Here is a 24,280-nt window from a genome sequence, read left to right as displayed (position 1 = left end):
ACACGAGCCCCGCGATTCCGACCGCCATCTCTTGCACGTCGTCCCGCCGGGCTCCAGGATCAGCCCCCTGTCCGACTCCCTGCTGACCGACGATGCGCCGGGCTACGAGCCGCCCGAGGGCTCCTTCGACGAGATCTTCGGGCCGCACGGCGTCCCGCGCGGGCACGCCGCCCACCTGGCGGCCGAGCTCCACCGGCTCGGCCCCGAGGCGCTGGCGGGCGCAGGTCGCCGCCGCGACGCGATCTTCATGCAGCAGGGGATCACGTTCGACGCCAGCGGCGAGGACGGGCCCGTGCGCGACCGCCCGTTCCCGCTCGACCTCGTGCCCCGGATCCTGCCCGCCTCGGAGTGGGACGGCATCAAGCGCGGCCTGGCCCAGCGCATCCGGGCGCTGAACCGCTTCATCGATGACGTCTACCACGAGCGCGAGATCGTCCGGGCGGGCCTCGTGCCGTGGCGGCTCATCGTGTCGCGCTCGCACTTCGCGCGGGCCGCCCACGGCGTGCGGCCGCCCGGCGGCGTGTACTGCCACGTCGCCGGCTGCGACCTCGTCCGCGACGCCGACGGGTCCTGGCGCGTGCTGGAGGACAACGTCCGCACGCCGTCGGGGATCTCCTACGTCCTGGAGAACCGCGTCGCGATGACGCGGCTCGTGCCCCAGCTCTTCCGCCATCACCGCGTGCGCCCCGTCGACCACTACCCGCAGCTCCTGCTGGGGGCGCTGCGCTCGGTGGCCCCCAGCGCCGAGGACGAGGCCACGGTCGTCGTCTGGACCCCGGGGCCCATGAACTCGGCCTACTTCGAGCACGCGTTCCTGGCCCGCCAGATGGGCGTCGAGCTGGTCGAGGCCTCCGACCTCGTGGTGCGCGACGACGTCCTGTACATGCGCACGACGGCCGGGCTGCGGCGCGTGCACGCCGTGTACCGGCACCTGGACGACGACTTCGTCGACCCGCTCGAGTTCCGGCCCGACTCGCTGCTCGGCGTCCCCGGCCTCGTGCGGGCCTACCGCGCGGGCACCGTCGCGATCGCCAACGCCCTGGGCACGGGCGTGGCCGACGACAAGGCGATCTACCACTACGTCCCGGACATGATCCGGTTCTACCTCTCCGAGGAGCCGATCCTCGCCAACGTCCACACCTACCTGCTCGCCGACCCCGACATCCGCGAGGCCGCCCTGGCCCGGCGCTCGGAGCTCGTCTTCAAGCCGACGGGGGAGTCGGGCGGCAAGGGCGTGTTCATCGGCCCCCAGACCGACAAGGCCGCCCTCGACGGTCTCGCCGACGTCATCCGCGCCCGGCCCGAGCGCTGGATCGCCCAGGAGCTCGTCCAGCTCTCGACGGTGCCGACGGCGATGCCCGACGGCACGCTGGCCCCGCGCCACGTCGACCTGCGCCCGTTCGCCGTCTTCGGCGAGACGATCCGCATCGTCCCCGGCGGGCTGACCCGTGTGGCCCTCACCGAGGGGTCGATGATCGTCAACTCCTCGCGCGGCGGCGGCTCGAAGGACACGTGGGTCCTGGAGGAGGACGGCCCGGACGGCGCCGAGCCCGAGACCGGCCTGCACCAGGTCGTGCCCACCACGATGCCCGGCCTGCGCTACGGCGGCGAGTGGCAGGGCCAGCAGCAGCAACAGCAGCAGTCCCAGCCCGCCGACGCCCACGCCCGCAGCCGCGCCCTGCGCGGCCTGGACCCGGTGCCGGAGGCCTGATGCTGTCGCGCATCGCCCAGGAGCTCTTCTGGCTGGGCCGCAACGTCGCGCGCGCCGAGCACACGGCGCGCATGCTCGACGGCGTCTTCCAGGCCAGCCTCCAGGGCCGCCCCGACGACCCCGCCGGCGTGCGCCTGGGCTGGGGGTCGATCATGGCGATCATGGGCGCCGACGCCGGCGGCCGGCCCGTGCGCCGCTCCGAGGTGCTCAACCGGATGACGCTGGACCGCAGCGAGCCGGCCTCGGTCATCGCCTGCGTCTCCCGGGCGCGCGAGGGCGCCCGAACGATGCGCGACGTCGTCTCGGCCGAGATGTGGGAGGCGGTCAACACGACCCACCTGGCGCGGTCGGCGGGCGACCTTGAGGGCCGGCTGCAGATGGGCCCCTACAGCGTGTTCCAGTACGTCAAGGAGCGCAGCGCGCTGTTCTGGGGGTTGACGAGCCGCACGATGCTGCGCGACGAGGCGCGCGCGTTCCTCGTCGCCGGCGGCCGGATCGAGTCGGCCGACATGGTCCTGCGCATGCTGCGCGTCGCGATGCCCGCGGCGGGCACGGAGGGCGTGGGCATCGACGGCGTGCGCGACGGCCAGGCGCTGGCGCTGCTGCAGGCCGTCGGCGGCTTCCAGGCGTTCCGCCGCGCGGTGCCGGCGCCCGCCAACGCCGGCCCGGTGACCCGCTTCCTGCTCTACGAGCGCGCCTACCCCGACTCCGTGGCGGCCTCCGTGGACGCCGTGCACCACGCCCTGCAGGACGTCGACGTCTCCCCGCGGTCCTCCGAGCCGGTGCTGCGGCTGAGCCGCCTGGCCGCCGACCTCGAGTTCCGCGGCCGTGCCGCCGCCGAGGATGGCAACCTGGCCGAGGCGTGCGAGCTCGTCCAGCAGGAGCTCGCCCTCGTGGACACCGACATCGCCGAGCGCTACTTCGCCGGGGCCGCGGCCGCGGCCGGCACCGTCGTCGCATGAACTACGACATCCACTACCTCACGTCCTACCGCTACGCGTCGCCGGTCACCGACAACCTCAACGCGCTGCGCGTGCGCCCGGCCACGACGTCGTCGCAGCGCTGCGACGAGTTCCACGTGCGCCTGGACCCCGAGGCCCGCATCCACCGCCACGTCGACTACTTCGGCACGGAGGTGCTCGAGTTCGGCGTCGCGCGGCCCCACGACCACATGACGATCGACGTGCGCGCCCGCGTCGTGACCTCCGACCCGCCCGAGCCGCCCGAGGCACCCTGGGACCACCTCGAGGGCGACACCTACGCCGAGGCGGCCGGGGAGTTCCTGCTGCCCGCCGACGTCGAGCCCCGGCACGAGGCGATGGCCGAGCTCATGGACATCGCCCGGGCGCGGACGCCGCTGGCGACCGTGCGCTGGCTCTGCGAGCTCATCCCCGACCGCTTCGAGTACCGGGCGGGAGTGACCTACGTCGGCTCGACGGTCGACGACTTCCTGCGCGCCGGCGCCGGCGTCTGCCAGGACTTCGTGCACCTGGCGCTCGTGCTGCTGCGCCGCCACGGGATCGGGGCCCGCTATGTCAGCGGCTACCTCTTCTCGGCCCCCGAGGAGGGCGCGCACAACTCCGTCGAGGTCCAGACGCACGCCTGGCTCGAGGCCCTCATGCCCGGCGCGGGCGGGCGCGGGGAGCCGATCTGGGTCGGCGCCGACCCCACCAACCGCCGCCTGTCGGGCGGGACGCACGTCAAGATCGGCCACGGGCGCCTGTACGGCGACGTGCCCCCGATCAAGGGCGTCTACCGCGGGCAGACCGGGGCCGAGCTCGAGGCCACGGTCCACATGACCCGCCTCGACCCGGCGACGTCGGCCCGGGCCTGAGAACGCGCCCACGGGGACCGCGACCGGCACGGAGAACACGCGCCGGGCGAGCGAGCCCCCGGGCGAGCTCGTGCTGAGGGAGGCGAGCGCTCCGCGCGAGGGTTCCCCGAGCGCTACCATGCGAGATCGACTCGCTCCGGGGCGAGTCCTTTTTCTGCCCCGAGCACAGCCGGTCGAACCACTTTTTTTCCGTTCACCTCGACGGGAGCCCGCCCATGGCCCGCGGAGACGTGCGCATTGCTGTGACCCTCGCGTGTGAGGACTGCAAGCGCCGCAACTACCAGACGAACAAGAGCAAGCGCAACACGCCGGACCGCATCACCCTGCGGAAGTTCTGCAAGTGGTGCCGCACGCACACCAGCCATCGGGAGACCCGCTAGGTCTCACCGAGGTGCGCCACGATGGCCCCTGACCGACCCAAGCGCGAGCCCGCCTCGTCGAACCCCTCCGGCCCAGCGCCGACCGAGCCGCACCGGGAGAACGTCCCGGGCGAGCTCGACCACGCCTCCGGCGAGGTCGAGGGGTTCGAGGCGGCGCTCGTCAGCGGCGCCGGCGGAGAGCCCGACACCGAGACCGACGACGCCGAGCTCGAGCGCGCGGCGACGGCGTCGGTCGGCGACCTCGACGACGACGGCGACGTCGACGACGAGGACCGCCAGATCGCCGCACGCGGTGCGCGATCGCCGGCCCGGCCTCGCGGCGGCCCGCGGTTCATCGGCTTCCTCGGGGCGTGCTGGGCCGAGCTGCAGCGCGTGCAGTGGCCCGACCGGCGTCAGGTCTTCCAGGCCACCGGCGTGGTCATCGGCTTCGTGATCATCGCGGGCGCGTACCTCGGGGTGGCCGACTGGCTGGCCCGCAAGGTCGTCGACCTCGTCCTCTAGCCCCGCCCCGCCCCTCCGTCAGAAAACTGCCTCCATGTATCGCTGGTACGTCGTCAACACCTATTCCGGACACGAGAACAAGGTCAAGTCCAACCTCGAGCACCGCGCGAGCTCCCTCGGGCAGCGCCGCGCGATCCGCTCGGTGGTGGTCCCGACCGAGACCGTGTCGGAGATGAAGGACGGGCAGAAGGTCTCGCAGGAGAAGCGGACCATGCCCGGCTACGTGCTGGTCAACATGGATCTCAACGAGGACTCGTGGCAGCTCGTCAAGGGCACGCCTGGCGTCACCGGCTTCGTCGGCGCCTCCAACGAGCCCGTCCCGCTCACCCAGCCCGAGGTCGACCGCCTGCTGCACCGCGAGGTCGCGCAGAAGGTCGCCACGAAGGCGCAGTTCTCGATCGGCGAGTCCGTCAAGGTGATCTCGGGCCCGCTGTCGGACTTCTCCGGGGAGATCTCGGAGATCAACCAGGACGCGCAGAAGCTCAAGGTGCTGGTATCCATTTTCGGTCGAGAGACGCCCGTCGAGGTGGGCTTCGACCAGGTCAAGAAGATCTAGAAGGTTTCCGCATGGCGAAGAAGGTCCTCACCCAGATCAAGCTCCAGGCCGTCGGCGGCCAGGCCAGCCCGGCTCCGCCGGTCGGTCCCGCGCTCGGTCAGCACGGCATCAACATCATGGAGTTCTGCAAGGCGTTCAACGCCCAGACCCAGCAGGACTCCGGCACGGTGATCCCGGTCGTGATCACGGTCTTCGAGGACCGTTCGTTCACGTTCGTCACCAAGACGCCCCCCGCCGCGGTGCTCATCAAGCAGGCCATCGGCCTGGAGAAGGGCTCCGGCGAGCCGCATCGCACCAAGGTCGGCAAGATCACGAAGGACCAGATCCGCGCGATCGCGGAGAAGAAGCTGGACGACCTCAACGCCAACGACGTCGAGCAGGCCAGCAAGATCATCGCGGGCACCGCCCGCAGCATGGGTGTGGAGGTCGTCTGACATGGCAAAGCACGGCAAGAACTACGTCGCGGTCAAGGCCCAGGTCGACCGTGAGCACGAGTACCAGCCCGTCGAGGCCATCAAGCTCGTCAAGCAGCTCAAGCGCGCGAAGTTCGACGAGTCCGTCGAGGTGCACGTGCGCACGGGCCTGAACGTCCGCCACGCCGACGAGCAGCTGCGGGGCACCATCGCGCTGCCCAACGGCCTGGGCAAGGACGTCAAGATCGCCGTGTTCGCCAAGGGCGACAAGGCGCGCGAGGCCGAGGAGGCCGGGGCCGACGTCGTCGGCGCCGACGATCTCGCCAAGCGCATCGAGGAGGGCTTCACCGACTTCGACGTCGCCATCGCGACGCCGGACATGATGCCCGTCGTCGGCCGCCTGGGCCGCATCCTCGGCCCGCAGGGCAAGATGCCCAACCCGAAGGTCGGCACGGTCACCATGGACGTCGCCAAGGCGGTCGAGGAGTCGAAGTCCGGCAAGGTCGAGTACCGCACCGACCGCACCGCGATCGTCCACCTCAACATCGGCAAGACCTCCTTCGACGAGCAGCAGCTGCTCGAGAACTACGCCGCCGTGATCGAGGAGCTCATCCGCGCGAAGCCCTCGGCGGCCAAGGGTCGCTACCTGCGCACGGTCACCATCGCCTCGACGATGGGCCCGGGCATCAAGGTCGACCCGTCCCGCATCCGCGACATTCTCGGGGAGGGCTCCACGGAGGCCGCGGCAGCCGCCGCAGCCGCCTAGCCCACACCCCCGAGCCGTCCTGAGACCGCCGGCACACGGACGCGGATCCGTGGCAAGCCCGGCAGAGGAGGCCTGTGAACAGGGAACAGAAAGCAGCGGCGGTCGCCGAGATCGCCGAGCAGATCCAGGGGTCGGAGGCGGTCTTCGCCGTCGACTACCGAGGCATCACCGTCGCCCAGATCGGCGATCTGCGTGCCCGGCTGCGTGAGAGCGACGCGACGTTCCGCGTCGTCAAGAACACGCTGACCGAGCGGGCAGCCGACAAGGCGGACGCGGCAGCGCTGAAGGCGCTGCTCGAGGGCCCGACCGCGCTGACGTTCGTGCGCGGCGACGCCGCGGCGTCGGCCAAGGTCATCGCCGACTACCAGCGCGTCGCCGGCGGCGACCTGCTGGCGTTCAAGGGCGGCCTGCTCAACGGGGCCGCGCTCGACGCCGACCAGATCACCGCCATCTCCAAGCTGCCGACCCGCCAGGTGCTCTACGGGCAGCTCGTCGGGATCGTCGCCTCGCCGATCACCGGCCTGGCCCGGAGCCTCAACGGCCTCGTGTCCGGTCTGGCGATCGCCCTGGGCGGCGTGCTGGAGAAGAAGGAGAGCGGGGAGATCGGGGCGGGCGGGACCGAGTCCGCAGCACCCGAGCCCGCCGCCGAGGCGGCACCCGAGGCGGACGCCGCCGAGGCGCCCGCCGAGGACACCACCACCACTGATCAGGATGCGGAGGCCCCCGAGCCTGCTGCGTCTTCGGAGGAGCCTGCCGAGGGCTCCGACGACACCACCGAGACCCAGGAGGACTGAGGAAACATGGCTACCAGCACCGCAGAGTGGATCGAGGAGCTCAAGGGCATCTCCGTGCTCGAGCTCTCCGAGCGCATCAAGGCGCTCGAGGAGGAGTTCGGCGTGTCGGCGACGGCCGTGGCCGCCGCGGCCCCCGCCGCCGCGGGTGACGCGGGCGGCGCCGCCGAGGAGGAGTCCTCGACGGTCGACGTCGTCATCACCGCCGCCGGCGACAAGAAGATCCAGGTCATCAAGGTCGTGCGGGCCGCGACAGGCCTGGGCCTCAAGGAGGCCAAGGCGCTCGTCGACGAGGCCCCCAAGCCCGTCAAGGAGGGCCTGGAGCGCGACGAGGCCGACAAGCTCAAGCAGGAGCTCGAGGAGGCCGGCGCCTCCGTCGAGCTCAAGTAGCTCGCAGGCGGCCGCATTCGGCCGCCGGTTGTGCGAAGGGCGCCCTCGGGGCGCCCTTCGTCGTTCTTCGGGCGCTCGTGTTCGGCGCGCGCCGGGACATTGCGCTCCATCGGCGCTCCCGCGCCCAGGGGCGCCGGTGGCGTGAGCACGCGTCGCGGTGGCGCACAAGCACGTGCTAGCCTCCGGCACGTCGAAGGGAAGTAGCCCGACGGCGCACATTCGTCAGCACGGCGGCCACGGCCGCCCGGTGTGCGCGGCCCCCAGCGGGCGGTCAAACCTTCGCGAGTCCCGCGCCCCGCACCGGCGGAGCGCCTGTCACCCGCGAAAGGACCCTCCCCATGAAGTGGATCGCCCTCATCGGCGCGCTCGCCGTGCTCCTGGCCTTCGACCTGTGGCTCGCCCGGCGCGAGCGCGGCGGCATGAGCGTGCGCACCGCGACGCTGCAGAGCCTCGGCTGGGTGGTCGTCGCCCTCGGCTTCGGCGCCGTCATGCTCATGGCCATGGGCGGCCGCGAGTTCGGCCTCTACTTCGCCGGCTACCTCGTCGAGAAGTCGCTCTCGCTCGACAACGTCTTCGTCTTCCTGCTCATCCTCACGAGCTTCGGCATCCCCGAGGCCCAGCGCCACCGCCTGCTGACCTGGGGCATCGTCGCCGCCCTCGTCCTGCGCGGCGTGTTCATCGCCGTCGGCGCCACGGCCCTGCACCACGCGAGCTGGATCGCCTACATCTTCGCCGCCCTGCTGATCTGGACGGGCTGGCGGATGTTCCAGCACCGCCACGACAGCGCGGGGGAGACGGCCTTCGTCGACAAGCTCAAGGCGCGGCTGTCGGGCCGCGTGGAGGTCGCCGCGCTCGCGGCGCTGGTGATCGCCGACATCGTGTTCGCGATCGACTCGGTGCCTTCGATCCTGGCGATCACCGACGACCCGTTCATCGTGTTCGCCGCCAACGCGTTCGCCCTCCTGGGCCTCGCGCCGCTGTTCTTCCTGGTCGCCGACCTGGTCCAGCGCCTCTATTACCTCAAGACCGCCCTGGCGGCGCTGCTCGTGCTCATCGGGATCAAGATGGCCGCCGGCGAGGCCTTCGGCAAGCTCGGGCCCGAGATCAGCCTCCCGGCGATCGCCCTCGTGCTCGGCACGGGCGTCGTGGCCTCGCTGGTGCGCGACCGCCGCCTGGCGCAGGCCGAGCCCTCGGCCGCCTGAGGGGGCGCGCGGGCCGGGCGGCGGACGTGCCGGCCCGCCCTGCTGGCGCAGGCCGACGTCCACCGCTACACTGCCGCGCGTCGACCGATAGTCGCAGCCGCCCGATGCATGCGTTCCGCGCCACATACGCGGACGCCGGGGCGGGGTCCGTGAGCGTCGACCGCCCCTGAGGGGGTCCGCTTCGGCCTGTGCTAGATTGACAGGTCGCGCCTTCGCGCCACCGTGCGAAACGCCTCCCTCTGTTTGCCCGCCTCGACCCCCGAGGAGTCGCCGTAGTGCCTGCCCTCGACGCCCCCCGGACGCGCCGCAGCTTCGCGCGTCTGGAGAAGGTTCTCGACGTCCCGAACCTCATCGATATCCAGCGCCGCTCGTTCGAGTGGCTCGTGGACCCCGAGACCGGGGGACTGCGCGAGACCATCGACGACATCTCCCCGATCGAGGACTACACCGGTCACCTCGCCGTCAACTTCGGCGAGTTCGTCTTCGACGACCCGCCGAACACGATCGCCGAGTGCCGTGAGAAGGACCTGACCTACTCGCGTCCGCTGACCGTCACGGTCGCGTTCATCAACCACGAGACCGGCGAGATCCGCGAGCAGTCCGTCTTCATGGGTGACTTCCCGTGGATGACCGAGCGCGGCACCTTCATCATCAACGGCACCGAGCGCGTCGTCGTCACGCAGCTGGTCCGTTCCCCGGGCGCCTACATCATGGAGGCCAAGGACCGGGAGAAGCAGGTCTTCACGGCCAACCTGATGCCGGCCCGCGGCTCGTGGCTGGAGATGGAGGTCGACAAGAAGGGCAAGGTCTTCGTCCGCATCGACCGCAAGCGCAAGCTGCCGGTCACCGTGCTGCTGCGGGCCATGGCCTACAACCCCGAGACCGACGCCGACGTCGAGGAGAGCCACGAGGACATCGAGCGGCTCGACCGCGAGCTGACCGAGCTCTTCGAGAACTCGCTCTACATCCGCAACACGATCGAGGGCGATCCCGAGGCGACGAAGACGAAGAAGGGCGCGCTCATCGAGCTCTTCAAGAAGCAGCGCCCGGGCGAGCCGCCGTCGGTGGACGCCGCCTACGCGCTGCTCAACCAGCTCTTCTTCGACCCCAAGCGCTACGACCTGACGCGCGTCGGCCGCTACAAGCTCAACGCGCGCCTGGGCCTCGACATCGACCTCGAGACCCGCACCCTCACGCACGACGACATCCACGCGCTGGTCAAGGAGCTCATCTCCCTGCCCAAGCTCCTCGGCATCCCCGAGGACGGCGAGGTGGAGATCAAGGACTACGCCGCGGAGGCCGTCGCGCTGCCGCGCGAGCCCATCGCCGACCGCCTCGACGAGTACGAGCACTTCGGCAACCGGCGCCTGCGCACGGTGGGCGAGCTCATCCAGGAGGCCTTCCGCATCGGCCTCTACCGGATGGAGCGGGTGGTCCGCGAGCGCCTGACCACCGAGGACGAGGACACGATCACCCCGCAGACGATCGTCAACATCCGCCCGGTCGTGGCAGCGCTGAAGGAGTTCTTCGGCTCCTCGCAGCTCTCGCAGTTCATGGACCAGACGAACTCGCTCTCGGGCCTGACGCACCGCCGCCGCCTGTCGGCGCTGGGCGCCGGCGGCCTGACCCGCGAGCGCGCGCCCATCGAGGTCCGCGACGTCCACCCGACGCACTACGGCCGCATGTGCCCGATCGAGACGCCGGAGGGCCCGAACATCGGCCTCATCGGCTCGCTGTCGAGCTACGCGCAGGTCTCCGAGCACGGCTTCGTGACGACGCCGTACCGGATCGTCAAGGACGGCGCGCTGACCGACGAGATCGTGCACTACGACGCGACGCAGGAGGAGCCCCTCCTCATCGCGCAGGCCAACCACCCGGTCAAGGGCGGCAAGCTCGTCGGCCCCGAGGTCCTCTGCCGTACGCAGGCCGGCCAGTACGTGACGGTCGCGCCCAAGGACGTCGACCTCATGGACGTCTCGCCCGAGCAGATCTGGTCCGTCGCCACGGCGATGATCCCGTTCCTCGAGCACGACGACGCCAACCGCGCCCTCATGGGCTCCAACATGCAGCGCCAGGCGGTGCCGCTGCTCAAGACCGACGCCCCGCTGGTCGGCACGGGCATGGAGAGCCGCGCGGCGCTGGACACCGGCGACCTCATCCTGGCCCGCAACGCCGGGACCGTGGCCTACGTCGACGCCGAGCAGATCGTCGTCGAGCACGCCGAGGGCCGTGACGAGTACGAGCTCCAGAAGTTCTCGCGCTCCAACCAGGGCACGCTCATCCACCAGAAGCCGCTCATCACGACCGGCCAGAAGGTGGACAAGGGCGAGCTGCTGGCCGACGGGTCCGCGTCCGACAGCGGCGAGATGGCGCTGGGCAAGAACCTGATGGTCGCCTTCATGTCCTGGGAGGGCTACAACTTCGAGGACGCGATCATCCTCTCCAAGCGCCTGGTCAAGGACGACGAGCTCACCTCGATCCACATCGAGGAGTACGAGATCGACGCCCGCACGACCAAGCTGGGCGACGAGGAGATCACCCGCGACATCCCCAACCGCTCGGAGGAGTCGCTGCGCAACCTCGACGACCGCGGCATCGTGCGCATCGGCGCCGAGGTCGGTTCGGGCGACCTGCTGGTCGGCAAGGTCACGCCGAAGGGCGAGACCGAGCTGACGGCCGAGGAGAAGCTGATCCGCGCGATCTTCAAGGAGAAGGCGCGCGAGGTCCGCGACACCTCGCTCAAGGTGCCGCACGGCGAGGGCGGCGTCGTCATCGACGTCATGACGTTCTCGCGCGAGAACGGCGACGACCTGCCGCCCGGGGTCAACGACCTCGTGCGCGTGTTCGTGGCCAAGAAGCGCAAGATCTCCGAGGGCGACAAGCTCGCCGGCCGCCACGGCAACAAGGGCGTCATCTCGAAGATCGTCGACGAGCAGGACATGCCGTTCCTCGAGGACGGCACGCCCGTCGACGTCATCCTCAACCCGCTCGGCGTGCCGAGCCGGATGAACGTCGGCCAGATCCTGGAGACCCACCTCGGGTGGGCCGCCGCGCAGGGCTGGTACGACGACGAGAAGGGCTTCAAGCACGGCGATCGCGTCTACACCGCGACGCCGGTCTTCGACGGCGCCTCGGTCGCCGACGTCGACGAGGCCCTCGCCCGCTGGCAGGAGGACCACACCAGGGCCGGCGGCAAGATCAAGATGGACGTCGACCGCAACCGCGTGGTCGGCACGCAGGCGACGGGCAAGTTCCAGCTCTTCAACGGCCGCACCGGCGAGCCGTTCGAGGAGACGGTCACCGTCGGCTACATGTACATCCTGAAGCTGCTGCACCTGGTCGACGACAAGATCCACGCCCGCTCGACCGGCCCGTACTCGCTCGTCACCCAGCAGCCGCTGGGCGGCAAGGCGCAGTTCGGCGGCCAGCGCTTCGGCGAGATGGAGGTCTGGGCCCTGGAGGCCTACGGCGCCGCGTACACGCTGCAGGAGATGCTGACGATCAAGTCCGACGACACCGTCGGGCGCGTCAAGGCCTACGAGGCCATCGTCAAGGGCGAGAACATCGCCGAGCCGAGCATCCCCGAGTCGTTCAAGGTGCTCCTCAAGGAGATGCAGTCGCTGGCGCTCGACGTCAACGTCGTCTCCGAGGAGGGCCAGCGGGCCGAGATGGCCGACGAGGACGACGACCTGCTGCGCGCCGCCGAGGAGCTGGGCATCGACCTGTCCGGCGTCCGCCAGGTCGACGGACCGGCCGCCGACGAGGCCGTGGAGGGCACCGACGACACCGATGCCGTCGCCGAGGAGCCCGAGGCCGAAGCCGAAGCCGAGGCCGAGACCGACGGCGAGGTCGTCGACGGCATCGACCTCGAGGCCGACATCGACCTGGGCGATCTCGCCACGGCGGGCGCGGAGGACGCGCCGGTCGAAGACGAGGCGTGATGCTCGCCCAGGGGCTCGCATCACGGGCGGGAACCTCGTTCCCGCGGCCGCGCCGCAACCGGCGCTCGTAGGTAGGACCACCCCGCAAGACGAGAAGAGATCACATGATCGACATCAACAACTTCGACGCCATCGAGATCGGACTGGCGTCCTCCAAGCAGATCCGCGGGTGGTCCTCGGGCGAGGTCACCAAGCCGGAGACCATCAACTACCGCACGCTCAAGCCGGAGAAGGACGGCCTCTTCTGCGAGCGCATCTTCGGTCCCACCAAGGACTGGGAGTGCTACTGCGGCAAGTACAAGCGCGTCCGCTACAAGGGCATCGTCTGCGAGCGCTGCGGCGTCGAGGTCACGCGATCCAAGGTGCGTCGTGAGCGCATGGGCCACATCGACCTGGCGGCCCCCGTCAGCCACATCTGGTTCTTCAAGGGCGTCCCGAGCCGCATCGGCTACCTGCTGGACATGGCGCCCAAGGAGCTCGAGAAGATCCTGTACTTCGCCGCGTCCATCGTGACGTGGGTGGACCAGGAGGCGCGCTGGCGCGACCTGCCCAAGCTCGAGGAGGAGATGCAGGAGGAGCTCACCCGCCTGCGCGGGGAGGAGACCGAGCGCGTCGAGGAGCTGCGCACCTCGCGCGAGGCGCGGATCGCCTACCTGACCTCGGGTGAGCAGGACGGCTTCGGCGACGAGGACCACCTCTGGGCCGACTCGCTGGACATCAACGTCAAGAAGCTCTCCGACGACGAGCGCGAGAAGCTCGTCAAGGAGATCCAGAAGACGTTCGCGTCCGACATCGACGACACCCAGGCCTACTACGAGGACGCCCGCGAGCGCCTCAAGGACGTCTGGAAGCTCTTCTCCAACAAGGACGAGCCGTCCGACGAGCCGCCGCAGGAGGGCCAGGACTGGCCGCTGAACACCTACGTCGACCGGCCGGCCGAGAAGGACGAGTTCCGCCCGAAGACGATCATCGCCGACGAGACGTTCTTCCGTGAGCTCAAGCACCGCTTCGGGTCGCCGTTCGGCTTCGGCGAGTACTTCGGCGGCGGCATGGGCGCGGAGCACATCCGCACGCTGCTGACCGACAAGCAGGAGTACGACCGCCTCGCGCCTCCGCGCGACACCGACGCCGACCGCCAGCCGGGCGACGACCTCGCCCCGCAGGACCAGCCGGGCATCGTGCTCGAGCACGAGCGCGAGGACCTCGAGGACCAGGTCAAGAACGGCAAGGGCCAGAAGCAGGCCCGCGCGGTCAAGCGCCTGAAGGTCCTCTCGGCCTTCCTGCACTCCGACAACAAGCCCGAGCACATGGTGCTCGAGGCCGTGCCGGTCATCCCGCCGGAGCTGCGCCCGATGGTCCAGCTCGACGGCGGCCGCTTCGCGACCTCCGACCTGAACGACCTCTACCGCCGCGTCATCAACCGCAACAACCGCCTCAAGCGGCTGCTCGACCTCGGCGCGCCGGAGATCATCGTCAACAACGAGAAGCGCATGCTCCAGGAGGCCGTCGACGCGCTGTTCGACAACGGCCGCCGCGGCCGGCCCGTCACGGGCCCGGGCAACCGCCCGCTCAAGTCGCTCTCGGACATGCTCAAGGGCAAGCAGGGCCGGTTCCGCCAGAACCTGCTCGGCAAGCGCGTGGACTACTCCGGCCGATCGGTGATCGTGTCGGGTCCGTCCCTGCGCCTGCACCAGTGCGGGCTGCCCAAGCTCATGGCCCTCGAGCTGTTCAAGCCGTTCATCATGGCCCAGCTCGTCGAGCGCAAGGCCGCGCAGAACATCAAGGCCGCCAAGAAGATGGTCGACTCGATGATCCCCGAGGTGTGGGACGTCCTCGAGCAGGTCATCCACGAGCACCCGGTGCTCCTCAACCGCGCGCCGACGCTGCATCGCCTGGGGATCCAGGCGTTCGAGCCGGTGCTCGTCGAGGGCAAGGCCATCCAGGTCCACCCGCTCGTGTGCTCCGCGTTCAACGCGGACTTCGACGGCGACCAGATGGCGGTCCACCTCCCGCTCAGCGCCGAGGCGCAGGCCGAGGCCCGCATCCTCATGCTGTCGTCGAACAACATCCTGTCGCCGGCCCACGGCGCCCCGCTGGCCACGCCGACGCAGGACATGGTCCTCGGCACCTTCTACCTGACGCACGGCCCCGACGCGGCCGAGCTGTCGGACAAGCAGGCGCTGCTGACCTCGGGCGACTGGCCGGCCAACGAGCCGCGCCCGAAGGTGTTCCGCACCGCCCAGGAGGCCGAGCTCTCCTACGACAACAAGATCGTGGGCCTGCACGACCTGGCGGAGTTCCGCCAGCTGGGCCGCGCGGGCGGTCACATCCTGACCACGGTCGGACGGATCATCTACAACGACAAGATCGAGCGCGCGCTGGCCGAGGCCCTCGGGGACGACTTCGACGTCGAGACCTACGACTTCGTCAACCAGGCGATGCGCAAGAAGGACACCGTCAAGCTGGTCGACGCGCTGGTCCAGCGCTACGGCGCCTCGGGCATCGCCCTGGTGCTCGACGCGTTCAAGGACCTCGGGTTCCACTACGCGACGCTGGCCGGCATCACCGTGTCCAAGAACGACGTCGTGATCCCGCCCCAGAAGGGCGAGATCCTGGCGAAGTACGAGGGCGAGGTCGCCGAGATCCAGGACCAGTACGACATGGGCCTGATCACGCAGGAGGAGCGCCACGAGCTCGTCGTCGAGAAGTGGACCGACTGCACCGACGAGGTCGCCGACTCGATGCAGGAGCACTTCGACCCCCTGAACCCCATCTTCATGATGGCCAACTCCGGGGCCCGAGGCTCGATCTCCCAGATCCGTCAGCTCGCCGGCATGCGCGGCCTGATGGCCAACCCGAAGGGCGAGATCATCGAGCGCCCGATCAAGGCCAACTTCATGGAAGGCCTGACGGTCCTCGAGTACTTCATCTCGACGCACGGTGCCCGCAAGGGCCTGGCCGACACCGCCCTGCGCACCGCCGACTCCGGGTACCTGACCCGGCGCCTGGTGGACGTGTCGCAGGACGTCATCATCCGCGAGCTGGACTGCGGCACGACGGAGGGCATCGAGCTCCCCGTGTTCGACGCGGCCGGTGAGCCCAACGACAACCTCGTCGGGCGCGTCGCGCCCGCCGACATCGGCGGCAAGGGCGAGAGGGCGCTGGCCCACAAGGGCAAGGAGATGGACCGCGCCGAGGTGGCGGCCATCGTCGAGCACTACCGCGACGAGCACGAGAAGGGCGGGCGCCCGATGGTGCCGGTCCGCTCCGTGCTCAAGTGCGAGGCCACCAGCGGCGTGTGCCAGGCGTGCTACGGCCGCTCGATGGCCACGGGCAAGCTCGCGCAGATCGGCGACGCGGTCGGCATCATCGCCGCGCAGTCCATCGGCGAGCCGGGCACGCAGCTGACCATGCGCACGTTCCACACCGGCGGCGTCGCCGGCGCGGACATCACGCACGGCCTGCCGCGCGTCGTCGAGCTGTTCGAGGCGCGCAAGCCCAAGGGCCTGGCGCAGATCGCCGAGCAGGACGGCGTGATCGCGCTGGAGGAGACCGACAAGGCCCGCACCGTCGTCGTGACCGACGACGCCGGCGAGGAGCACCGCTACACGTTCCCGCGCCGGACGCGCCTGCTCGTCGAGCAGGGCCAGCGGGTGCCGGCGGGCACGCAGCTCAACGAGGGCTCGCTCTACCCGCACGACCTGCTCAAGCTCCGCGGCCGGACCGAGACCGAGGTGTACCTCGTCAAGGAGGTGCAGGAGGTCTACAAGTCCCAGGGCGTGGACATCAACGACAAGCACATCGAGATCATCGTCCGGCAGATGCTCAAGAAGGTCCGCGTGGACCAGAAGGGCGACACGAACTACCTCCCGGGGCAGTTCGTCGACCGCTACGACTTCGCGCGGATCAACGCGGACGTCAAGAAGAGCAAGGGCGAGACGGCCCAGTTCGAGGAGATCATCCTCGGGATCACCAAGGCCTCGCTGAACACGGACTCGTTCCTGTCGGCCGCCTCCTTCCAGGAGACGACGAAGGTCCTCACCGACGCGGCGCTGGAGGGCAAGAAGGACACCCTCAACGGCCTCAAGGAGAACGTGATCATCGGCAAGCTGATCCCGGCCGCCACGGGGCTCAAGCGCTACCGGCGGATCGAGATCGAGCCGTCCGAGCCGCTGCCGCGCGCCATGGACGAGGTCGGCCTGCTCGACCAGGACGAGATCGCGGCCGAGCTCGGGCTCGGCGACGGCGACGGCCTCGGCGGCTTCGGCGCCGGATTCGACCAGGATCTGGCCCAGCTCGAGGACATCGGCGCGGGCGGGGACACCGGCTTCGCCGACGAGCTCGCCGAGCTCGACGTCCCCGGCGACGACGAGGGCTGATCACCGCCGCCGGCCGGCGCCGGCGGCACCAGGCATCGCGCGAGGGGCCCCGCATGGGGCCTCTCGCCCGTTCCGGGCCCGGTGGCCTTGGGCCCCCCTCAGGCGGCGTGCGCGAAGCTGCGCAGCCGCGCCGCGTGGTCGGCGTCCAGGCCGCGGGCGGGCTCGGTGGGCACCAGGAGGGTCGGCGCCGCCCGCGCGCGGGCCCAGTCCCAGCACGCCGCGGTGAGCGCGTCGTCGACCCAGGCCAGCGGCCGGCCGCCGGCGTAGGCGTCGATGGCCTCGAGCTTCCAGTGCGCCCGCGCGGACACCGCGGCGCGGTCACGGCCCGCGAAGTGCAGGTGGGGGCGGCCGGCCGGGACGCCGAGCAGCCGCGGGAGGTGCTCGTCGGCCTTCTCCTCCCAGCCGCTGCACCACACGAGCTCGTACAGCTGCGAGAGCTCGAGGAGGTGCTCGGCGGCGCGGGTGGAAAGGAAATGGGGGATGCCGTCCACGGCCGTCCACACCCCGGGTGGACGGGTGTCCGGCTGCCAGCCCCACAGCGAGATGACGCCGTCGATATCACAGAAGAGCACCGGTTTTGCGCGCAATCGCTGGAATTCTGACAAGAGCCTGAGAGTGTGGCGCCTCTCGGAACTGAGACCGCTACGCTGCTGCGAGACCGTTTGGGTCAAGCGGAACGGAGGCTCTGCCGATGCTTGGGGCGAGAGATCGGTGAGCCGGGACCAAGACCGCCCGCTCCGCCTGACCGCAGCCGCCCCCACCCCCCTGAATGACCATCCAGCTCGGAATCCTCCTGGCGCTCGTCTGCGCCTTCGTCTCGAACCTCGGGTTCTTCTTCAAGCATCGCGGAGCCTGCGAGTGCGCGAAGGTGGACATCCGCCACCCGTTCAAGACCGCCCGCAACCTCTACTCGTCGAAGTGGTTCGCCCTCGGCATGGCGATCGCCACCAGCGCGTGGATCTTCCACGTCGCGGCGCTGGCGATGGCCCCCATCTCGGTGGTGCAGGTCGTCCTGGCCGGCGGCGTCGTGATGATCGGCGTGATGGCCCAGCGGCTCTTCGGCGTCGAGGTCGGCAACCGGCAGTGGTGGGGCCTCGCGCTCACCTGCCTGGGCCTCGTGCTCCTCGCGGTCACCTTCCCGACGCATCACGACGGTGCGCACAGCAGCTTCTCCATGCCGGCCATGATCGCCTTCGAGGCCGCGCTGTTCGGCGTCGGCGGCCTGCTCATCATGGGCCCGCGCGTCGGCGCCCCCGCCGAGCACCACGGCGTCATGCTCGGCGCCGCCGCCGGCGTCCTGTTCGGGGTCTCCGACGTCGCCATCAAGGCGCTGACCGGCATCGCCGGCCACGAGGGCGTCATCGGCCTGGCCGCCAGCCCCTGGCTCTACGTCACGATCGCGGCCTCCATCGCCGCCTTCTTCTCCTCGGCCCGCGGCCTGCAGGACGGCGACGCCGTCCCGGTCATCGCGATCACCGGCACCGCGGCCAACGTCACCACCGTCGCCGCCGGCATCATCGTCTTCGGCGACCCCCTGCCCGGCTCCACGCTGGGCATCGTCCTCCAGGGCGTCGCCTTCCTGCTGGTCATCGTCGCCTCGGCCCTGACGCCCGCGCCCCGTGCCGCGGGCGCTGCCGTTTCCGCGGCGGCCTAGCCGCGGACCGGCCCCGCCCGAGCCAGAGGCCGCGCCCGCCCACCGGGCTTCGCCTAGCCTGCGGGCGGCATGCTGCGCCTCGTGCCCGCCCTCCTCGCCGGTCTCGCGGTCCTCGCCGCCGCCGGCTGCGGCCGGCCGCAGGCCACCGTGCAGGACCTGCCGCGCGGGCCGCTGTCCAAGGGCGACTACGTCCACGCCTTCGAGATCAGCGCGGCGGGCCTGGCCCAGCGCTACCTCGCCGGCACCGAGCTGGGCGCCCACCCGACGCCCGCCGAGCAGGACCGTCACATCGCCGGGCTCCAGCGCCTGCTGCGGGCGTGGTCGGCGCGGCTGGCCGCGCTGCGGCCGCCCGCCGAGGCCGCCCGAGCCCAGGTCCGCTTCGTCGCCGGGGTGCGGGGCTTCGCCGCCGACCTGGACCGCGCCCGCGCCGCGCTGCGCCGCGGGGACGGCGCCGGCGCCGACCGGCTGCTGGCCAGCGGCGCGATCGTCTCGGCGGGCACGCGCGCCGACCTCGTGGCGGCGCGCCGCGCCTACCACCGCCTCGGCTACGACATCCGCAACCTCGACAGGACCCCGGTCGCCACGCCCTGACCACCACCGCCGGCGCGCGTGCACCGATCTGGCGCGTCGCGGCACCGAAGTTGGGCCAGCACGGCAGGCCCCTTCGCGCCAGGCTCCTGTCCCGGTACGGTTGTCCACTGTGACCATCCGAGTGCCGGATCGGACAACGGGATGAGGAGGGACCGCACATGGCGATGACGGCCGAGACGGGCGCGGCGGAGCTGCAGGAGCTGGCCAAGCGCCACCTGTGGATGCACTTCAGCCGGATGGGCGCCTACGAGGCGGGGGCCGAGCTGCCGATCATCGTGCGCGGCGACGGCTGCTACGTGTGGGACCAGCACGGCCGGCGCTACCTCGACGGCCTCAGCTCCCTCTTCTGCACGAACATCGGCCACGGCCGGGCCGACGTCGCGCAGGCCGGCGCCGACCAGGCCCGCGAGCTCGGCTTCTTCACCAACTGGTCCTACGCCCACCCGCGGGCCATCGAGCTGGCCGCCAAGGTCGCCGAGCTGGCGCCGGGCGACCTCAACCGCGTCTTCTTCACCAGCGGCGGCAGCGAGGCCGTCGAGTCGGCGCTCAAGCTCTGCCGCCAGTACCACAAGCTCCGCGGCAACGGGACCAAGTACAAGGTCATCGCGCGCGAGACCGCCTACCACGGCACCACGATGGGCTGCCTCATGGCGACCGGCATCGCCAACCTCCGGGCACCGTTCGAGCCGCTGCCGCCCGGCGGCTGCCACGTGCCCAACACGAACACCTACCGCCTGCCCGAGGGCCACTCGCCCGACGAGCTCGTCGAGGCCATCGCCCACCGCATCGAGTTCGAGGACCCGAGCACCGTCTCGGCCATCATCCTCGAGCCCGTGCAGAACGCCGGCGGCTGCCTCGTGGCGCCGAAGGGCTACTTCCAGCGCGTCCGCGAGATCGCCGACCGCTACGACGTCGTCTTCATCTCCGACGAGGTCATCTGCTCCTGGGGCCGCCTGGGCGAGTGGTTCGGCGCGCAGCGCTTCGGCTACCAGCCCGACATCATCACCACGGCCAAGGGCATCACCTCGGCCTACTCGCCGATGGGCGCGGTCATCGCCTCCGACCGCATCTTCGAGCCGTTCTCGCAGGGGACGACCACGTTCAGCCACGGGATCACGTTCGGCGGCCACCCGGTCTCCGCGGCGGTGTCGCTGGCCAACATCGCGGTCTTCGAGGAGGAGAACATCCTCGAGAACGTCCGCGCCAACGAGCCCGTGTTCCGCGGGATGCTCGACGGCCTGCGCGACATCCCCATCGTGGGCGACGTGCGCGGCGCCGGCTACTTCCAGGCCATCGAGCTCGTCAAGGACCAGGCGACCAAGCGGTCCTTCGACCACGAGGAGTCCGAGACGCTCCTGCGCGGCTTCCTCTCGGGCGCGCTGTTCGAGCGCGGCCTCATCTGCCGCGCCGACGACCGCGGCGATCCGGTCATCCAGCTCTCACCGCCGCTCATCGCAGGCCCGGAGCAGTTCGACGAGATCGAGGCCGTCCTGCGGCCCGTCCTGGTCGAGGCCTCGGAGAGGATGCACGTCGGGTGAGGCCGTGCTGACCGTCCGCGAGCTGCTGCGCGACCTCGACGTCGCGGTGCTCGCCGGCGAGGCCAACCTCGACGCGCCGGTCCGCTGGGTCCACATCTCCGAGCTCGCGGACCCCACGCCGTGGCTGTCGGGCGGCGAGCTGCTGCTGACCACCGGGCTGACCGTCGACACCCCCGAGGCCGAGCGCGACTACATCCACCGCCTCGCCGACCACGGCCTGGCCGGGCTGGGCTTCGGCACCGGGTTCGGGCACGCGACCGTGCCCGAGGCGATGCTCCAGGCCGCGGCCGAGCGCGACTTCCCGCTGCTGGAGATCCCGTACGACACGCCGTTCATCGCGGTCACCGAGAAGGCCTTCGCGCGGCTCGTCAACGAGCAGTACGCGCTGCTGCAGCGCTCGATCGCCGTCCAGGAGCGCCTCCAGCGCATCGTCCTGTCCGAGCGGGGCCTGGACGCCATCGCCTCGGCGCTGGCCACCCTCATCGGCGGTGCGACGATCGTCTTCGACGGCCGCGGGGAGCCCCAGGCGCGCCACAGCTTCCGCCGCGAGCTGCCCGACGACGCCCTCGAGGCGCTCGGCGCCGAGGTCCGCGAGCGCGCCCGGCGCACGGAGGCCCGCGGGTTCGTCCCGTCGCACCCCGAGCTGGCGCCCCGCGCCCTGGCGCTGCCCGTGGCCGGCGCGGAGACGACCGGCCTGCCGCAGGCCTGGCTCGTGGCCATCAAGGACTCCGGCGGCCTGTCGGAGTTCGACCGCGTCGTCCTGCACCAGGCCGTCACGGTCGTGGCGCTCGAGCTGCTGCGTCGCCACGTGGCGTCGTCGACCGAGCGGCGGCTGGCCGGCGACGTGCTCTCCGAGCTCGTCGCGGGGACCATCACGGGCGCCGACCTCACGCGCCGGCTCGAGCCGTTCGGGCTCGGCGGCCGGCTCACGGCTGTCGTCATGACGCCCCCGGCGCGGACGGGCGGTCGCGGCACGGTGCTCGGCAGCATCGACGCGACGGAGGCCGCGCTGACCGCGGCCCTGCGCGACGAGGCCGTCAGCGGCCTGGTCGCGACCTCGGGCAGCCACGTCTGCGCCCTGCTGCCCGGCTTCGACGACGACGAGCTCTTCGAGCTGGGCCGGCGGCTGCTGGAGCGGTTGGTGGCACGGCTGGGCGCCGCCCCCGCCGTCGGCGTGGGCCGCGCCGTGCCCGCCGGCGACGCGCGCCGGTCCTACCACGAGGCGCGCTGCGCGCTGGAGGCCCGCACGCTCGGCGCCGCCGGCCACGCCAACGGCAACGGCACGGCGGCGCGCGCGACGATCGCGACCTACCGCGACCTCGGCTCGTTCCAGCTGCTGCTCTCGCTCCAGGACTCCGACGCGCTGCGCCTGTTCTGCGAGTCGCTGCTCGGCCCGATCGAGAGCGGCGAGGGCCACTACGGGGGAGAGCTCATGCGCTCCCTCGAGGCCTTCATCGAGTGCAACGGGCAGTGGGAGGCCGCCGCGCGGCGCCTGTACTGCCACCGCCACACGCTGCGGTACCGCATCCGCAAGATCGAGGAGCTCACCGGGCGCGACCTGGCCAGCGCCCGCGATCGCATCGAGTTCTGGCTCGCCCTGCGCGGCCGCGAGCTCGTCCACTAGACGTCCATCCGCCACACAAGAGGGAGAGGTCCCCCATGAAGGTCGGTGTTCCGACGGAGATCAAGACGGATGAGTACCGGGTGGCGTTGACGCCGGCGGGGGTGCGGGAGCTGGTCGATCGTGGCCATGAGGTGTTGGTGCAGGCGGGGGCGGGGGTGGGGTCGGCGATCGCTGACGAGGAGTACGTCGAGCAGGGGGCGCAGATCGTGGGCGATGCGGCGGCGGTGTTCGCGGGGGCCGAGATGATCGTCAAGGTCAAGGAGCCCCAGGCCGTCGAGGTGGCGATGTTGCGCCCCGACCATGTGGTGTTCACCTATCTGCATCTGGCGCCGGATCCCGTGCTGACCAGGGGGCTGATGGATTCCGGGGCGACGTGTGTGGCCTATGAGACGGTGACCGATCGCAACGGCCGGCTGCCGTTGCTGGCGCCGATGAGCGAGGTGGCGGGCAAGATCGCCACCCAGGCGGGGGCGTTCATGCTGGAGAAGCCGCTGGGCGGCCGTGGGCTGCTGCTGGGCGGGGTGCCCGGCGTGGCGGCGGGCAAGGTGATGGTCATCGGTGGCGGCGTGGTGGGGCTGACGGCGGCCGAGATCGCGATCGGGATGGGCGCGGAGACCTATATCTATGATCGCTCGATCGACCGGTTGCGCGAGCTGGACTTCCTGCTCAACAATCGCTGCAGCACGGTGTTCTCGACGACGCTGTCGATCGAGCGGATGCTGCCCGAGGTCGATCTGGTCATCGGTGCGGTGCTGGTCCATGGGGCCAAGGCGCCGCACGTGATCACGCGCGCCCAGCTGGGGCTGATGAAGCAGCATGCGGTGCTGGTCGACGTCTCCATCGACCAGGGCGGCTGCTTTGAGACCTCGCGGCCCACGACGCATTCGGATCCGACCTATGAGGTCGACGGCGTGACGCACTACTGCGTGGCCAACATGCCCGGGGCGGTGCCGATCACCAGCACGTTTGCGCTGACCAACGCCACGATGCCCTACATCGTCAAGCTCGCCGACCAGGGCGTGCGCGCCGCGCTGGGGTCTGATCCGGGGTTCATGGCCGGGCTGAACGTGGCCGCGGGCCGGCTGACCTACGCGCCGGTGGCCGGCGACCAGGGCCTGGAGCACACCGCGCCCGAGGACGCCCTGGCCCTGATCCCCACCCCGCCTAGGGAGGACCGGCCGTGCCCGTCCACGTCTGCATCTGCTGCGGCGCCCAGTTCCCGGACACCCCGTCGCCCCCCGACGGGTGCCCGATCTGCCAGGACGAGCGCCAGTACGTCCGCCAGGGCGGCCAGGCGTGGTCGACCGCCGAGGAGGTGGCGGCCACGCACCACACCCGCGTCGAGGAGGTCGAGCCCGGCCTGCTCGGCGTCGGGGTCGAGCCGGCGTTCGGCATCGGCCAGCGCGCGCTGTGCACCGGCGGCCTGCTGTGGGACTGCATCGCCGTCCTCGACGACGCCGCCACCCGGCGCCTGATCGACGCCGGCGGCGTCGACACGATCGCCATCTCACATCCCCACTACTACACGGGGATGGCCGACCTGGCCGAGCGCCTCGACGCGCGGATCCTGCTCCACGAGGCCGATCGGCAGTGGATCACGCGGCCGACCGACCGCATCGAGCTGTGGTCCGGCGACCACCACGTCCTGGGGCCCGACCTGGAGCTCGTCCGCCTGGGCGGGCACTTCGACGGGGGCACGATCTGCCTGTGGCGTGGCGGCGCCGAGGGCCGCGGCGCGCTGCTGACCGGCGACATCGTCCAGGTCGTGGCCGACCACGACCGCGTGAGCTTCATGTACAGCTTCCCGTGCTTCATCCCGCTGCCCGCCCGCGAGATCCTGCGGATCCGTGACGTGCTCGCCGGCCTGGTCTTCGACCGCGTCCACGGGGCGTGGTGGGGGGCCAGCGTCCAGGACGACGCCAAGGCCAAGGTCCTGCGCTCCGCGGACCGCTACCTGGCGGCGCTGCGGTAGGCGCGACGGGGCAATGGCCGAACCCTTGCTACCATCC

20 protein-coding genes are annotated in these 24,280 nt (G+C 71.1%); 19 read left to right on the top strand and 1 reads right to left on the bottom strand.

Annotated elements, in window-relative coordinates:
- The first annotated feature begins 31 nt into the window (after positions 1 to 31).
- The 13 genes from FSW04_RS23880 (at position 32) to rpoC (ending at position 16,864) form a co-directional block, all read left to right on the top strand.
- Positions 32 to 1,711: a circularly permuted type 2 ATP-grasp protein gene (locus tag FSW04_RS23880; RefSeq protein WP_228430709.1), complete on the top strand. Its 1,680-nt coding sequence runs from the start codon at positions 32 to 34 to the stop codon at positions 1,709 to 1,711.
- Positions 1,711 to 2,673: an alpha-E domain-containing protein gene (locus tag FSW04_RS23875; protein ID WP_146922826.1), complete on the top strand. Its 963-nt coding sequence runs from the start codon at positions 1,711 to 1,713 to the stop codon at positions 2,671 to 2,673. The genes FSW04_RS23880 and FSW04_RS23875 overlap by 1 nt, the downstream gene beginning before the upstream one ends.
- Positions 2,670 to 3,545, top strand: coding sequence for a transglutaminase family protein (locus FSW04_RS23870; RefSeq protein ID WP_146922824.1), 876 nt, complete (start codon positions 2,670 to 2,672; stop codon positions 3,543 to 3,545). The genes FSW04_RS23875 and FSW04_RS23870 overlap by 4 nt, the downstream gene beginning before the upstream one ends.
- A gap of 230 nt (positions 3,546 to 3,775) precedes the next feature.
- On the top strand, positions 3,776 to 3,925 hold the full coding sequence (gene rpmG / locus FSW04_RS23865; RefSeq protein WP_146923977.1) for a 50S ribosomal protein L33: 150 nt from the start codon (positions 3,776 to 3,778) through the stop codon (positions 3,923 to 3,925).
- A gap of 21 nt (positions 3,926 to 3,946) precedes the next feature.
- Entirely contained in the window at positions 3,947 to 4,426 is a 480-nt protein-coding gene (gene secE, locus FSW04_RS23860) for a preprotein translocase subunit SecE (RefSeq protein ID WP_146922822.1), read from the top strand.
- Between the two features lie 34 nt (positions 4,427 to 4,460).
- Positions 4,461 to 4,982, top strand: a complete 522-nt coding sequence (gene nusG / locus FSW04_RS23855) for a transcription termination/antitermination protein NusG (protein WP_028075794.1) — start codon at positions 4,461 to 4,463, stop codon at positions 4,980 to 4,982.
- 11 nt (positions 4,983 to 4,993) lie between these two features.
- Complete coding sequence (gene rplK / locus FSW04_RS23850; RefSeq protein WP_146922820.1) at positions 4,994 to 5,416, top strand: 50S ribosomal protein L11; 423 nt, start codon at positions 4,994 to 4,996, stop codon at positions 5,414 to 5,416.
- A 1-nt stretch (position 5,417) separates the two neighbouring features.
- A complete protein-coding gene (gene rplA, locus FSW04_RS23845; protein ID WP_146922818.1) occupies positions 5,418 to 6,161 on the top strand; it encodes a 50S ribosomal protein L1 in 744 nt (247 codons plus the stop codon).
- A 74-nt stretch (positions 6,162 to 6,235) separates the two neighbouring features.
- Positions 6,236 to 6,955 carry a 50S ribosomal protein L10 gene (rplJ, locus tag FSW04_RS23840; RefSeq protein ID WP_146922816.1) on the top strand — a complete coding sequence of 240 codons (720 nt, stop codon included), beginning with the start codon at positions 6,236 to 6,238 and terminating at the stop codon, positions 6,953 to 6,955.
- Between the two features lie 6 nt (positions 6,956 to 6,961).
- Complete coding sequence (gene rplL / locus FSW04_RS23835) at positions 6,962 to 7,342, top strand: 50S ribosomal protein L7/L12 (protein ID WP_146922814.1); 381 nt, start codon at positions 6,962 to 6,964, stop codon at positions 7,340 to 7,342.
- A gap of 338 nt (positions 7,343 to 7,680) precedes the next feature.
- On the top strand, positions 7,681 to 8,544 hold the full coding sequence (locus FSW04_RS23830) for a TerC family protein (protein ID WP_146922812.1): 864 nt from the start codon (positions 7,681 to 7,683) through the stop codon (positions 8,542 to 8,544).
- 275 nt (positions 8,545 to 8,819) lie between these two features.
- Positions 8,820 to 12,485 (top strand): DNA-directed RNA polymerase subunit beta, encoded by a 3,666-nt coding sequence (gene rpoB, locus FSW04_RS23825; protein WP_146922811.1) that lies wholly within the window; start codon positions 8,820 to 8,822, stop codon positions 12,483 to 12,485.
- A gap of 104 nt (positions 12,486 to 12,589) precedes the next feature.
- Positions 12,590 to 16,864 (top strand): DNA-directed RNA polymerase subunit beta', encoded by a 4,275-nt coding sequence (gene rpoC, locus FSW04_RS23820; RefSeq protein ID WP_146922808.1) that lies wholly within the window; start codon positions 12,590 to 12,592, stop codon positions 16,862 to 16,864.
- Positions 16,865 to 16,962: 98 nt separating this feature from the next.
- On the opposite strand, the gene FSW04_RS23815 is transcribed toward rpoC, so the two are convergent.
- Positions 16,963 to 17,436 carry an HAD domain-containing protein gene (locus FSW04_RS23815; protein ID WP_146922806.1) on the bottom strand — a complete coding sequence of 158 codons (474 nt, stop codon included), beginning with the start codon at positions 17,434 to 17,436 and terminating at the stop codon, positions 16,963 to 16,965.
- A 197-nt stretch (positions 17,437 to 17,633) separates the two neighbouring features.
- On the opposite strand from FSW04_RS23815, the gene FSW04_RS23810 reads away from it, so the two are divergent.
- From FSW04_RS23810 to FSW04_RS28785, 6 genes are all read left to right on the top strand, one after another.
- Positions 17,634 to 18,518 (top strand): hypothetical protein, encoded by an 885-nt coding sequence (locus tag FSW04_RS23810; protein WP_146922804.1) that lies wholly within the window; start codon positions 17,634 to 17,636, stop codon positions 18,516 to 18,518.
- Between the two features lie 69 nt (positions 18,519 to 18,587).
- Positions 18,588 to 19,109 carry a hypothetical protein gene (locus FSW04_RS23805; protein ID WP_146922802.1) on the top strand — a complete coding sequence of 174 codons (522 nt, stop codon included), beginning with the start codon at positions 18,588 to 18,590 and terminating at the stop codon, positions 19,107 to 19,109.
- A 158-nt stretch (positions 19,110 to 19,267) separates the two neighbouring features.
- Positions 19,268 to 20,647, top strand: a complete 1,380-nt coding sequence (locus tag FSW04_RS23800) for an aspartate aminotransferase family protein (protein ID WP_228430707.1) — start codon at positions 19,268 to 19,270, stop codon at positions 20,645 to 20,647.
- A gap of 4 nt (positions 20,648 to 20,651) precedes the next feature.
- Positions 20,652 to 22,271 carry a PucR family transcriptional regulator gene (locus FSW04_RS23795; protein ID WP_146922800.1) on the top strand — a complete coding sequence of 540 codons (1,620 nt, stop codon included), beginning with the start codon at positions 20,652 to 20,654 and terminating at the stop codon, positions 22,269 to 22,271.
- A 35-nt stretch (positions 22,272 to 22,306) separates the two neighbouring features.
- Positions 22,307 to 23,746 carry an alanine dehydrogenase gene (ald, locus tag FSW04_RS23790; protein WP_228430705.1) on the top strand — a complete coding sequence of 480 codons (1,440 nt, stop codon included), beginning with the start codon at positions 22,307 to 22,309 and terminating at the stop codon, positions 23,744 to 23,746.
- A complete protein-coding gene (locus FSW04_RS28785; RefSeq protein ID WP_407653007.1) occupies positions 23,632 to 24,243 on the top strand; it encodes an MBL fold metallo-hydrolase in 612 nt (203 codons plus the stop codon). The genes ald and FSW04_RS28785 overlap by 115 nt, the downstream gene beginning before the upstream one ends.
- The last annotated feature ends 37 nt before the right edge of the window (positions 24,244 to 24,280 follow it).

The organism is Baekduia soli (assembly GCF_007970665.1).
In the GTDB taxonomy this organism is placed as follows: domain Bacteria; phylum Actinomycetota; class Thermoleophilia; order Solirubrobacterales; family Solirubrobacteraceae; genus Baekduia; species Baekduia soli.
The sequence above is the reverse complement of the archived record's forward strand: the minus strand, read 5'-3'. Positions and strand labels throughout refer to the sequence as shown.